Raw genomic sequence first — 12,462 nt, forward strand, 5'->3', positions numbered from 1 at the left:
GGGACCGACGTGGTTGACCACGAGCAGGAGGGGCACTTGGCGAACACGTGTCGGCGACTGCGGGAGGTACACGGTGGCGGTGCGACATCGGTTGATCAAAGCGAGTCCGCGCACGGTGTGGTCCGTCCTGGCCGACGGCGACCGCTACGCGGAGTGGGTGGTGGGCCCGTCGTCGTCCCAGCAGATGGAGGGCGACTGGCCTCAGGTCGGCGCGACGATCGCCTACGAGATCCGGCTGGGACCCGTCCGTCTGACCAACGAGACGGTCGTACGGCGGTGCCAGGAGCCCGAGGCCCTGGAGCTGGAGGCACGGGCGGGCGTGCTGGGCACGGCACGCATCGCTTTCGAGCTGCGGCCGTGGGGCCGGCACTGTCTGGTGATCCTGGACGAGCATCCGTTGCAGGGCGTCGGCGGGCTGCTGCACAACGCCGGTGTCGAGGTGGTGACCCAGATCCGTCACCGGGCCCTGCTCGGCCGACTGGCCAAGGTCTGCGAGTCGCAGGCCCGCGCCGGGCGGTCCGACGACGGCCGGCGGGAAACACCGGCGGCGGCCCGGGTCCAGGCCGAGGGAGGCGCCGGTGCCTGACGCCGTGGTGATCGGCGCCGGTCCCAACGGGCTGGTGGCGGCGAACCTGCTGGCGGACGCCGGCTGGAGCGTCGAGGTGCTCGAGGAGCAGCCCGAGCCCGGCGGCGCGGTGCGGCACGACCGGTCCGTGGATCCCGACTTCGTCAACGACCTGTTCAGCTCCTTCTACCCGCTGGCGGTCTCCTCCCCCGTCCTGTCCGCCCTGCGGCTGCACGAACACGGTCTGCGCTGGAGCCACGCTCCCAGCGTCCTGGCGCATCCCCTCACGGACGGCAGGTGTGCGCTCCTCGACCGCAGGATCGACGTGACCGCCGGCTCCCTCGACGCCTTCCATTCCGGGGACGGAGACGCCTGGCGCCGGCTGCACGAGATCTGGGAGCAGCTCCGCCCGGGCATCCTCGGCGCGCTGTTCACCCCGTTCCCGCCCGTGCGGGCCACGGCCCGGCTGGCGGCCAGGCTGCGCGCCGCCGGCGGCCTGCGGATGGCCAGAACGCTGGTGCTGCCGGTGCGGCGGATGGGCGAGGAGGAGTTCCGGGGCGAGGGCGGCCGGCTGCTCCTGGCCGGCAACGCCCTGCACGCCGATCTCGCCCCCGAGGCCGCGGGCAGTGGCGGTTTCGGCTGGCTGATGTCGATGCTGGGCCAGTCCTACGGCTTTCCGGTGCCGGCCGGCGGCTCCGGCGCCCTCGTCGAGGCGCTGGTCCGGCGGCTGCGCGCCCACGGCGGCACCCTGCGCTGCGGGCAGCGGGTCAGCCGGATCGAGGTCCGTGACGGGCGCGCCCTGGGGGTACGCACGCAGGACGGGGAACTGGTCGCCGGGCATCGCGCCGTACTGGCCGACGTGTCCGTGCCCGCCCTGTACGGCGCGCTCCTGGAGCCGGAGCATCTGCCGTCCCAGGTGCTGGCCGACCTGGAGCGTTTCCAGTGGGACTTCGCGACCTTCAAGGTCGACTGGGCCCTGGACGGGAAGGTGCCCTGGCAGGCCGAGGCGGCGAAGCGCGCCGGGACCGTGCATCTGGCGGACGGCATGGACGAGCTCACCCGGTTCGCGTCCCAGATCGCCATGCACCAGGTCCCGGACCGCCCCTTCAGCCTCTTCGGCCAGATGACCACCTCCGACCCCGGGCGCTCCCCCGTGGGCACCGAGTCGGCCTGGGCGTACACCCATGTGCCGCAACGGGTCGGGGGCGACGCCGGGGGCGAGGGGATCACCGGCGTCTGGGACGCGAGCGAGCAGGAGCGGATGGCCGACCGGGTCGAGCGACAGGTCGAGCGGTTCGCTCCCGGCTTCCGGTCCCTGGTCAGGGCCCGCCGCATCCTCGCGCCGCCGACCCTTCAGTCCCTCGACGCCAACCTGCACGGCGGCGCCATCAACGGTGGTACGGCCGCGCTCCACCAGCAGCTGTTCTTCCGGCCCCTGCCCGGCAGCGGGCGTCCGGAGACCCCCGTGCGCGGACTGTTCCTGGCCTCGGCCGGCGCTCATCCCGGCGGTGGCGTCCACGGCGCGCCGGGCGCCAACGCCGCACGCGCGGCACTGCGCCGGCACCGGCCGACCGGCGGCACGTACGTGCAGCGGGTGCTCGCCCGCCGGGATCGCACGGGGGCCAGGAAGCCGTCCACGGGCTGACCCGCGCCGCTTCCCCGGCGCGGCGCCCCGAGGAGCCGCCTGCGCCGGCGCCAGGACCGTCGAGGCCTCGTCGAGGACCATCGAGGAACGGAGCAGGCCGTGCAGGACAGTCCACTGGAGGACCGCACCGTCGTGGTCACGGGAGCCGCCCGCGGGGTGGGAGCGGCGCTGGCCCGGGAGCTCGCACGGCGCGGGGCGCGCCTGGCCCTGATCGGCCACGAGCTGGGCGCCCTGGAGTCGCTGGCCGCCTCGCTGCCCACTCCGGCGCTGGCCGTCGGGGCCGACGTCACCGACGGCGACGCGCTGGAGCGGGCGGCCGTACTCGTCCGCTCGCGGCTCGGGCCGCCCTCGGTCGTCGTCGCGAACGCCGGCATAGCGCAGGGCGGACCGTTCGCGCTGACGGACATGGCGTCCTGGCGGCGGGTGATCGACGTCAACGTCACCGGCAGCGCCCTGACGGCGAGCGCGTTCCTCCCGGACCTGGTGCGGACCTCGGGATACCACCTTCAGATCGCCTCACTGGCCTCGATCGCGGCCGCTCCCCTGATGAGCGCCTACTGCGCCTCGAAGGCCGGCGTGGAGGCCTTCGCGCACGCACTGCGGGCCGAGGTCGCCCACCAGGGCGTGGCCGTCGGCATCGCCTACCTGAACTGGACCGACACCGACATGATCCGGGACGCCGACCGGCATGCCGTGCTGCGCGCACTGCGCGCCCGGATGCCGCCGCCGGTCAGGAGCGTGCTGCCGCCCGAGCTCGTCGCGACGCGGCTCGCCACGGCCGTGGAGCGCCGGCGCACCGCCGTCTACGTCCCCGCCTCGCTGCGCCTGGTCCAGGCGACCCGTGCCGCGCTGCCGGCCGTGATCATGCGCCGGTCCCGCCGCGCCCTGCCCCGGCTGGAGGCCGCGGGACAGCTGACTCCCACCGGGCTGCTCGGCGCCGGCGGCCTGGCCGACGACGTGGAGGCGCGGCGGCGCGACCTGCCGGACGGCGGGTGAGCGCACGGCTCCCCCGCGGGCGCGCCGGTCGGCGGCGGTGGCCCCCCGTCTGCCTCACGCGTGGACGGGCTCGCACCCCGAGGACGACGCGTCCCGTGCCCCGCGGGCCCACTTCTCGACGACCGGCACGCACGCCTCGGCGAAGTACGCGTAGTCGTCGGGGGTGTTGTGGACGTGCGCCGACAGCCGGAGGTAGCCGAGTCCGTCGAAGCTGGTGAACGCGGCCTCCACGCCCAGTTCGGCGGACGCGCGGTCGCGCAGCGCGTCCGCCGCGAGCCTGGTCGTTCCCAGGCCCTCGGGCAGCCTGACCAGCCGCATCCCGGGGACGGGCATCCCGACGTCCACGGGATCGGCCGGGGTTCCCGACCGTGCGAAGGCCGCCGCGACGACCTGGGCGCCGTGGTCCGCCAGCTCGTCCATGTACCGGCGGGCCGTGTCCCAGCCCCAGGTGTCGTCGATGAAGTCCCATGCGGCGGGAGCGGCCAGCCAGCCGGTGGCGTCGAGCGTGCCCTGCTGGTCGAAGCGGTCCGGGAAGGGTTCTCCGGCGGCCCACGAGTCGATCAGGGGGTGAAGGTCCGCCCGCAAGGGGCCGCGGGCCACGAGCGCCGCCGTGCCCCGCGGGGCGCAGCCCCACTTGTGGAGGTTGCCGACCCAGGCGTCGCAGACGAGGCCGTCCAGGGGCGCGGCGAGCAGACCGGGGGCGTGCGCGCCGTCGACGAGCAGAGTGATCCCTCGCCGTGCGGCTTCGGCGCCGACGCGTTCGACCGGCATCAGCCGGGCGGTCGCGGAGGTGATCTGGTCCAGGACGATGAGGGCGACGCCGTCGTCCACCTCCGCCATCACCGCCCGGTACGCCTGTTCGGCGTCGGCCGCCAGCGGTACCCGGGCCGTGCGGACGCCGGTCCCCCAGCGGTCGGCCAGCCGTCGCGCGCCCATGGTGACGGCGCCGTAGCCGTGGTCGGTCACCACGATGTCCCCGCCGGGCCGGGCGGCCAGCGCGGCGTGGACGACGGCGGCCCCGGCACTGGCGTTCGGGACGAACGCCAGGTCCTTCCCGTCGGTCCGCAGCCGGTCGGCGACGGCTGCGCGGGCCGCGGCGATCCGGCCGGGCAGCGCCGGGAACCAGGCGACCGGTGCGCGTTCCATCTCCGCCCGCAGTGCGCTCTGCCGCTCCTGCGCGATCCTCGGGACCGCGCCGAACGAACCGTGGTTGAGGTGCCGCAGCCGGGGATCCAGCGTCCAGGCCTCCTTGGCCGGGCGCCCGTCGGGCAGCGTCAGCGGTCGGGGCGCGGTGGCGGCTTCGCCCTCGTTCACGGATCTCCTCGGATCGTCCCCGGCCGGGTGCCCCGGCGACGCCGGGCGGGCCCACGCTACCGAAGGCGTGTCCGTATTCCGGACGGATCGGTTCAGGAGAAGAACCCTCGCGGCGCGGGCAGGCCGGGGGTGAAGGAGGAGGGGGCGCTCATGACGCGGTCGAGGTCCCGCTTGATGCGTTCGGCCTCGCCTCGCACCTGAGCGGGGATGTCGCCCCGTTCGGTGATGAGGCGGTGGTAGATCGGGGTGTCTTCGAAGACGGGGATCACCGAGGTGGCTCTGCTTTCGTGGACGGTCGGGCAGGCCGACGCGGCAGGACTTGCTTCGGACACAACCGGCGATCCGACGGGGCGAACCGGCGTTTTCGTGACGTCTCCTGACGGTTCGACAGCGCAACCGCCCGTGGTGACGTCATCGTATTGTCCCCGATGGGCCGGGCGCGGGTGACCGCGGGGGCGCGGAAGGGGCGGCGGGGGGCCGCGGCCCTGCTTCGTCGGCGTGCCGCGTCCACCGCCCGCGCGCCCCTTCGCCACCGCGATCCGCGCTGTCCGGCGTCACCACGGCAGCGGGCCGTCCGCGGCGCACGCCTCACCGGCGAGTCCTTCCAGGACCGGTCCGGGGCACAGCAGCCGGGCGACGATCGAGGCGGTGGCGCGGTGCCAGTCGGAGCCGCGCCGGAGCATGGCGTGGTCTCCCCGGCGGACGAGGACGAGGCCCGCCTGCGCCGCGACCTGCCGGGCCCGTCGGACGTAGTCCGCGGACTCCCCGGCATCCGTCACCCGGTCGCGGTCACCGTGCAGCACGACGATCCTCGTCCCGCCGAGGTGGTCGACGGGTTCGCCGGGCGGGCACCACGGCGCCAGGGCGAGCACACCGCTCACCGCGGGGTCGGCCGCAGCCCGGAGCGCCGCCCGGGCGCCCATCGAGTGGCCCACCAGGATCACCGGCACCTCGCCCACCGTCCGGCGCAGTTCGTCGAGGGCCCGCTCGGTGTCGAGGACGGGGTCGGCGGTCGCGTTCCAGCCCCGGTACCGGTATCGCACCTCGCCGAACAGCACGTCCTGACGGTCCGTCGCGGCCATGGCCGCCCGCAGGACGGGACGCATGCGCAGCGCGGCGGGATGCCAGCCCCGTGACGCCTCCCGGCCGTGTTCGCGGCCACCGTGCAGGACGACGACCGCGGCGCCCGGCGGGCCGGCCGGCCGGCGCCGTACCACCAGCGCGGAAGCACCCGCGGCGCGAACTCCCCCGCGACCGCCCGCTTCCCCTTCCCCCGCCCGGTCGTCTCCCGCCCGGTGATCCCGGCCCTCTTCGCGCACCGCCCCGCCGCCTCTCTCGCCTCGCCACGAATCCGCCGACGACCACCGTTCAGGCCGCGACGAACTCCTGCTCCCACGGCCTCGGTCCCGCTCCGACCTGCCACTGCCAGAGGTCCTGGCCGTCCACGCACACGATGCCGCATTGCTGCGCGTACTCGACGGCGGGCGCTGTGAAGTCGCCGGTCGTGACGACGACCGCGACCTCGGCCCCGTGCACGGTGTAACACGTGCCGCCGAAGCGCTGCATGTCCTGGGACCCGACGCGGTTGCTGTCGCTGTACCGCTTGCACTGGACGACCAGCAGGCGCCCGTCCGGCGTCCTCGCCACGACATCGGCGCCGAGATCGCCGGCCCCTCCGACGACCTCCACCTCCGTGCAGCCGTCACGCCGGCACAGGTCGGCTATCGCCTGCTCGAACTCGTCGGGATCCAGTTCCTCGTAGACGATCGCCTCGGTCTCGGCGGGCACCGCGTCGAGGGGCGGATCGAGGACTTGGCCGAGGGGCTCGGTGAGCTGGACCGTCGGGGCCATGTCGTGCCGTCCGCCGGACGGTGGAGCCGGTGGCGTGGTCTCGAGAGCCTCCACCACCGTCTCCGTGGCCACCTCGAGGGACCTCGCGGCGCGGCGGGCGACCCCTGCCGCCGAGAACCTGCGCCACCGGTGGCCGGCGACGAGACCGGCCGCACCGACGAGAACGAGCGCGACGGCCCAGGCGGGGCGGTGCTCGGCCGCGGCCGCGACGGTACGGGCGACCATGACCAGCAGGGTCAGGAGGATGGCGAGGAGCACGAAGTACACGGCCGTGGACCGGAGTTCGAAGCGACGCGGAGGGCGCACGGCCTGTGGAGCGGTTGGGGGTACGGTCATGGCGGTGCTTCCTCCCGGGTCCGGCAACGAAGATCATCGAGCGTGTGCCCAGGTCCCGGAGGTTCTACCAGGAGGAGCCGCGCCGGTGCGAGGAGCAGGAGGAGTTCGGGCCCGAGGCCATGGCGACACGCTCCCTGCCGGGCGCGCCGCCGCTGAAGCCGAGACCAACCGCCGTCCGGTCGACGGGTGTTCAGCCCGGCGTCTCCTCGTCCGCCGGGTTCTTCACCGGGGCGGAGGCGGTCGGCGCCGCTGGTACGGATCGTGCCTCGGCAGGGTCGCGGAGGGTGCGCACCTGAGGGGAGAGGAGGGCCATGGCGGTGGCCAGGATCACGAGCGCCGCGCAGCCGGCCAGTGCGTGACCGGTCCCGACGGCGGCCGCCAGGGGTCCGGCGGCGAGCAGCCCCAGCGGCGCGAGGGCGAGCGAGCCGAACCAGTCGTAGGAGCTGACGCGCGAGAGGACTTCCTCGGGAATCCGGCGCTGGACGGTGGTGGCCCAGAGGACCCCGAAGACGTCACTGGAGACGCCGGCGCCGAACATGGCCACGGCGATCAGCCACACCGGGGCCCGGACGGCAAGCAGGGAGATCGGCAGAGCCGCGGGGAAGGTGGCCAGCACGGCGACCAGAATCGGCCGTTCCACCCGCACGCGGGCGGCGAGACCCGCGCCGGCGATGGTCCCCAGGGCCTGTGCGGCCACGATGAGCGACCACGCCGGTGCCCCGCCGAGGTGCTGTTCGGCGGTCAGCGGGCCGAGGACCCCGACGTTGGCGTTGACGGCGGCGATCACGATCGCGTACTGGAGGACCACCACCCACAGCCACTGCCGGGAGGAGAACTCGTGCCAGCCTTCGCGCAGGTCGGCCCAGCCGGACGACTTCCTCGGCGGCCGCGCCGCGGTCCGCAGCCCGGCCGTCAGCACTGCGCTCACCACGAAGGAAGCGGCGTTCAGTGCCAGCGCCCAGCCCGCTCCGACCAGCGCCACGGTCACGCCCGACATCGCCAGGCCCAACAGCATCGAGCTGTTGGTGCCGACCCGCAGCAGGCCGTTGGCCCGTTGCAGCCGTTCGGCGGGCACAACCAGCGGGAGGACGCCGTCCATCGCCGGAGCGAAGAGGGCCGTCGCCGTGCCGGCCGCGACGGCCAGCACGCACATCCCCACCAGGGGCGCATGACCCGTCAGCACCATCGCGGCCAGCCCGGCGTACGCGCCCGCCCCCAGCACATCGGCGACCACCATCAGCCGGGACCTGGACATCCGGTCCGCGATCACCCCGCCGACCAGGACGAGCACGAGCTGCGGCACCGCCTGGCAGGCCACCACCAGCGACAGTCGGCCCGGACCGGCTCCGGGGAGGGCCAGTACCGCGAACGCCAGCGCCACCCGCGCGAAGCCGTTGCCCAGCACGGAGATCATCCGTGCGGAGCCGAGCAGAAGGAACGGCCGGTCACGCCGGAGCGGCGACCAGGTCGACGAGACAGTCACGGCCGGGCACTCTATGCGGTCCGGGCCGTCCGCCGGGAGACGGGCGGACCGAACCGGCCGGACACCTCCCGTTCGGCGGCCGCCGGCCCTTGTGCCCGGGCCCGGCGGCCCGGGCGGGTCACGGCTTGCGCCCCACTCCGCAGTAGGCGTCCACGGCAAGGTCGAAATTGGCCGGATCCTCGGGGTCCGCACGCCACTTCGTCACCTGGACGATTCCGGGTTCGACCAGTTCCAGCCCGTCGAAGAAGCCGCCGATCTCCTCGACGGAGCGCACGTGGTACGGCACGGCGCCGCTCGCGTTGTACGCCCGGGACGCGGCGATCATGCCCTCACTGGTAGCCGTACTGTCGCTGATCACGAGATGGCTGCCCGAGGCAAGCCCCGCCATGAGCCTGCGGACCAGGTCACTCGCCTGTTCGTGGTCGGCGACATGGCCGAGCGTGTTCAGGATCATCAGGGCGACCGGCCGCGAGAGGTCGAGCGTTCCCGCGGCGGCCCGCAGCACGGCTTCCGGCTCGTACAGGTCCGCGTCGAGATAGGCGGTCCGGCCCTCCGGCGTGCTCGTCAGCAGGGCGTTCGCGTGGGCGAGGACGACGGGGTCGTTGTCGACATACACGATCCTGGCGTCCGGGGCCACTCGCTGCGCCACCTGGTGGGTGTTGTCCGCGGTGGGCAGACCCGTGCCCACGTCCAGGAACTGGCGGATGCCCCGCTCGTCGGCCAGGTGACGCACCGCCCGCCCCAGGAAGTGCCGGCTGGTGACCGCCACGTCCACCAGGCCGGGGAAGATCTCCTTGATCTGGTCGCCTATCTGCCGGTCGACCTCGTAGTTGTCCTTGCCGCCGACGAAGTAGTTCCAGAACCGGGCCGAGTGCGGCGTGGACGTGTCGATCCGGGCGGGCGCCCGGGCGGTCACGGCGGTCTGGGCGGTCGGGTCCGACACGGTATGGCCTCCTGCACGGATACGTCGGTGATCAGGAACCAACGTAGGCGAACTGGCTTTCCACGCAGGGCTGTTGAGAGCGCTTACGGTCTCTCGCCGCGTTGTTTCGGCCAATCCGCGTCCCCACACGGCACGTTGCTCCAGAAAACGATTTCCTCCGGTGGTACCCGCATGGGCACACTCCGCGGGCCGTGACGGTGCCGGGCGCTCAGTGGTTCAGGTCGCGGTGTAACCGAGTTGGCGCCTCATGTACGGGGTCATGAGGGTCTTCGCCTTGGCCAGCACGGAGGTGCGGCTGCCCAGCACGGCGCTCTCGCCGCCCGGCACGGGCAGCACCGTCAGTCCGTCGGCGGCGCCGAGGGGCACGACGATCGGGGTGCGTCGGATCGGCCGGTAGAGGCGGGTCTCGCCGCGGTGCCGGCCGGGACTGCGCAGATGGACCCGGATGTTGTGGGCGGCGAGATCGGCCTGCGCGAGCGCGGCGGGGGTGATCTTGAGCTCGCTGGCGTCGTTCACGTCGCCGACCGCGAAGACCTCCGGGTGTCCCTCCACCCTGAGCCGCCGGTCGACCTTGATGTGCCCGGCCGCGTTCAGCCAGTCACCGTGTCCGCCGAGTCGCAGCCAGAGGGTGTTGGGTGTGGTGCCCGTCGCCCAGAAGGAGAGGTCCGCGTCGATGACGTTGCCGTGGGCGTCCCGGTAGGTCCCGAAGTCGTTGCCGGGAGACATGAACGAGTCGAGGCGCACCTCCACGTCGTGGGACTCCAGCCAGGCCAGTGCCCTGCGTCCGGCCCGCTCGCTGCCGGCGGAGCTCAGCAGCGCCGTCCCCGCGTGGGCGAGTGTGACCCGTGCGTCCGGCCGGGCGAGGCGTATCTCCGCGCTGAGCTCGACGCCGGAGGGGCCGCCGCCGACGACCAGGACGTGTTCGGCGGTGGCGACCTTGCGCTGGTGACCGGCGAGGGACTTGAGCGTCTCGTCGGGCGTGGTGCCGGTGAAGCGGGCCGGTTCGGGGTAGTCGGCGCCGGTGGCGATCACGAGGACGTCGTAGGGGAGCCGTTCGCCGCTCGCCAGGACGACCTCTCGTGCGGCGGTGTCGATACGGACCGCCTTCCCCACGACCACACGGCCGTCGCGCAGCAGCCGGTCGTACGGGATGAAGGGGGTGACCGACCACTCCGGACGGACGCCGGCGCGCAGGGCGGCGATGCGGTGGAAGAAGACCTCCTTGCGGTCCACCAGCGTGATGCGTGCCGTCGTGTCCAGCCGTTTCGCCAGTCGGACGCCCGCGTAGCCGCCGCCGATCACCACTATGTCGTCGCGCACGCGCGTCTCCTGTGCATGGGGGGGCGAGCGGCGCGCCGTGGGGGCTTCCTCGCCGCTCGAACTGCCGACGAGCGTAGCGCTTGAACTTTTAAGCTCCCGTGGAGCCGTGTGGAGCTGTGTGAACGTTCGGTGAAGCTCCGCGGGGTTCAGCGAGGCAGATCCGTGGCGGTGGCGGCCGCGACCACACGGTCCCGTTCGGCCGTCGTGAACAGGCCTGCGGTCATGGCCCAGCACGGTACCCGCAGCCTCCGGTCCAGCGCGCCGCTGCCCTCACGGAACGTCAGGGTGCGGACGCCCTCCGCCGGGTAGGCGCTCGTCTGCTCGATGACGAGCCCCCGCTCCGGCCGGCGAAGGGTCGAGGCGAGGTAGAGGTTGACGTACACCGTGTCACCGGCGGCGGAGCGGAAGTAGACGAAGTCCTGGTACTCGGTGTGGTTCGCTCCTCGTGGGTCAAGTCCCCGAACACGGTCTTCCAGCGGTCCGACGCGAACGGCGTCTACGGCCCCGGTCACAACGGCTTCTTCAAGTCGCCCGACGGGACCGAGGACTGGATAGTCCACCACGCCGACAACTCCGCCGGAGGCGGCTGCGACATGAACCGGACGACCAGGGCCCAGAAGTTCACCTGGAACGCCGACGGCACGCCGGACTTCGGCACCCCGGTGCCACTCGGCGTCACCCTCACCGCGCCGTCGGGCGAGTAACCGGAGCGGCCGTCCGCGGGGCCGTCGACGCGCCGGCCCCGCGGACGGCCATGAGCACGGGGACGGGCGCTCACACCGCGGTGTCCCCCAACAGCTCCTCACGAGGCGCCGACCGGGAAAGCGAGGGGGTGGCGGGTACGGGCTTGCGGATCAGCAGGAGCGCCGCGTCGTCGTGCAGCCGGCCGCCGACGTGCGCCAGCAGTTCCTCGTGGATCGCGCCGACCGTGTGCGCCGGATCGTCGCGGAGATGGCGCGCCAGACCCTCGGCGAGCGGGTAGAACTCCCGGTCGTGGTCCCGGGCCTCGATCACGCCGTCCGTGTACAGCAGCAGTTGGTCGCCGTCGTCGAAGGACAGCACCTGAAGGCTCGGCGTCTGGTCGGTGAGGGCGCGCAGGCCGAGGGGCGGGGTGGGGTGGGCGGGCTCGACCGCCGTGATCCCGGTGGAGGCGCCCACGAGGAGCGGTGGCGCGTGTCCGCAGTTCACCACTTCCAGCTGCCCGGACCGCGGGTATCCGGCGACCACGGCGGTGACGAAGTCGTCGCTGCCGAGGTTGCGGGCGAGACTGCGTTCGATCCTGTCGACGACGGCGAGGAGATCGGGTTCGTCGTAGGCGGCCTCCCGGAAGACACCGAGGACGAGTGCGGCGGTCCCCACGGCCGGCAGCCCCTTGCCCCGCACATCGCCGACGATCAGCCGTACACCGTACGGGGTGGGCACCAGCGCGTAGAGATCTCCTCCGATACGGGCCTCCGCGGCCGCGGCGCTGTACCGGACGGCCACCTCGAAGGGGCCGACGGTTGCGGGCACCGGCCTGAGCAGCGCGTGCTGGGCGGCCTCCGCGACCGACCGGACGGCCGCGAGGACCCGCTCACGGCGACTGCGCAGCGCACTGGCCAAGGCACTCGCCAGTGTGACGGCCACCAGTGCGGCCAGCACGGCCGCCACCTCACGGCCGGGAGCACCGACCCGGGCGCCGAGCGTGGCGCCGACCGCCGCGGCGAGGAGCCCGACGCACAAGACACCGCGCGGGCCGTTCGTGGTGGCGGCCAGCGCGGGCCCCGCCGCCAGCAGGGGCAGCCAGATCATCCCCGCCTCGCCGAAGAGGCCGACGAGCATGATGGCGACAAGGATCAGGACGGGCAGCAACGGACCCGCCACCCGGTGTCTGAGCGCTCCGGACAACTGGGTGGGGCAGTGGTCGCCACCATGGTTGCGCGTATGACTCATGCTTCGTCCGCAGTCCTCACCTGTGGGTGCGCCGGGGCACTTCGGAAATGTCCGTTTCTCATAGGAAACGGGACTGC

General features: G+C 73.5%; 12 protein-coding genes and 1 pseudogene. 4 read left to right on the forward strand and 9 right to left on the reverse strand.

All coding sequences use genetic code 11. The features are described from left to right. Positions 1-73 precede the first annotated feature (73 nt). From OHS71_RS03735 to OHS71_RS03745, 3 genes are all read left to right on the forward strand, one after another. Positions 74-586, forward strand: coding sequence for an SRPBCC family protein (locus tag OHS71_RS03735; RefSeq protein WP_328476757.1), 513 nt, complete (start codon positions 74-76; stop codon positions 584-586). Continuing rightward, positions 579-2,210, forward strand: a complete 1,632-nt coding sequence (locus OHS71_RS03740; protein WP_328476759.1) for a phytoene desaturase family protein — start codon at positions 579-581, stop codon at positions 2,208-2,210. The genes OHS71_RS03735 and OHS71_RS03740 overlap by 8 nt, the downstream gene beginning before the upstream one ends. Before the next feature lie 99 nt (positions 2,211-2,309). Continuing rightward, positions 2,310-3,206: an SDR family oxidoreductase gene (locus tag OHS71_RS03745; RefSeq protein ID WP_328476761.1), complete on the forward strand. Its 897-nt coding sequence runs from the start codon at positions 2,310-2,312 to the stop codon at positions 3,204-3,206. A gap of 54 nt (positions 3,207-3,260) precedes the next feature. Here the strand turns inward: OHS71_RS03745 and OHS71_RS03750 are convergent, their stop codons facing one another. From OHS71_RS03750 to OHS71_RS03785, 8 genes are all read right to left on the reverse strand, one after another. Continuing rightward, on the reverse strand, positions 3,261-4,520 hold the full coding sequence (locus OHS71_RS03750) for an aminotransferase class V-fold PLP-dependent enzyme (RefSeq protein WP_328476763.1): 1,260 nt from the start codon (positions 4,518-4,520) through the stop codon (positions 3,261-3,263). Positions 4,521-4,612: 92 nt separating this feature from the next. Next, entirely contained in the window at positions 4,613-4,789 is a 177-nt protein-coding gene (locus OHS71_RS03755; RefSeq protein ID WP_328484814.1) for a hypothetical protein, read from the reverse strand. Between the two features lie 285 nt (positions 4,790-5,074). Further along, entirely contained in the window at positions 5,075-5,740 is a 666-nt protein-coding gene (locus tag OHS71_RS03760; protein WP_328484379.1) for an alpha/beta hydrolase, read from the reverse strand. A gap of 148 nt (positions 5,741-5,888) precedes the next feature. Continuing rightward, on the reverse strand, positions 5,889-6,707 hold the full coding sequence (locus OHS71_RS03765; RefSeq protein ID WP_328476765.1) for a restriction endonuclease: 819 nt from the start codon (positions 6,705-6,707) through the stop codon (positions 5,889-5,891). A 190-nt stretch (positions 6,708-6,897) separates the two neighbouring features. Then, positions 6,898-8,190 (reverse strand): MFS transporter, encoded by a 1,293-nt coding sequence (locus tag OHS71_RS03770; protein ID WP_328476767.1) that lies wholly within the window; start codon positions 8,188-8,190, stop codon positions 6,898-6,900. Positions 8,191-8,308: 118 nt separating this feature from the next. Continuing rightward, positions 8,309-9,133 carry an SAM-dependent methyltransferase gene (locus tag OHS71_RS03775; protein WP_328476769.1) on the reverse strand — a complete coding sequence of 275 codons (825 nt, stop codon included), beginning with the start codon at positions 9,131-9,133 and terminating at the stop codon, positions 8,309-8,311. Positions 9,134-9,349: 216 nt separating this feature from the next. Further along, positions 9,350-10,453 (reverse strand): NAD(P)/FAD-dependent oxidoreductase, encoded by a 1,104-nt coding sequence (locus tag OHS71_RS03780; protein WP_328476771.1) that lies wholly within the window; start codon positions 10,451-10,453, stop codon positions 9,350-9,352. A 146-nt stretch (positions 10,454-10,599) separates the two neighbouring features. Continuing rightward, complete coding sequence (locus OHS71_RS03785; RefSeq protein ID WP_328476773.1) at positions 10,600-10,836, reverse strand: hypothetical protein; 237 nt, start codon at positions 10,834-10,836, stop codon at positions 10,600-10,602. A gap of 57 nt (positions 10,837-10,893) precedes the next feature. On the opposite strand from OHS71_RS03785, the pseudogene OHS71_RS03790 reads away from it, so the two are divergent. Then, positions 10,894-11,157, forward strand: a pseudogene (locus OHS71_RS03790) (family 43 glycosylhydrolase); the annotation flags it as partial. A gap of 70 nt (positions 11,158-11,227) precedes the next feature. On the opposite strand, the gene OHS71_RS03795 reads toward OHS71_RS03790, so the two are convergent. Further along, positions 11,228-12,385, reverse strand: a complete 1,158-nt coding sequence (locus OHS71_RS03795; protein WP_328476775.1) for a PP2C family protein-serine/threonine phosphatase — start codon at positions 12,383-12,385, stop codon at positions 11,228-11,230. Positions 12,386-12,462 lie beyond the last annotated feature (77 nt).

It is taken from the genome of Streptomyces sp. NBC_00377, assembly GCF_036075115.1.
Taxonomy (GTDB): Bacteria; Actinomycetota; Actinomycetes; order Streptomycetales; family Streptomycetaceae; genus Streptomyces.

Excerpts from the sequence above, each read along its gene's own strand:
- OHS71_RS03765 (WP_328476765.1), bottom strand. The coding sequence starts at position 6,707 with ATGACCGTACCCCCAACCGCTCCACAGGCCGTGCGCCCTCCGCGTCGC.
- OHS71_RS03795 (WP_328476775.1), bottom strand. The coding sequence starts at position 12,385 with ATGAGTCATACGCGCAACCATGGTGGCGACCACTGCCCCACCCAGTTG.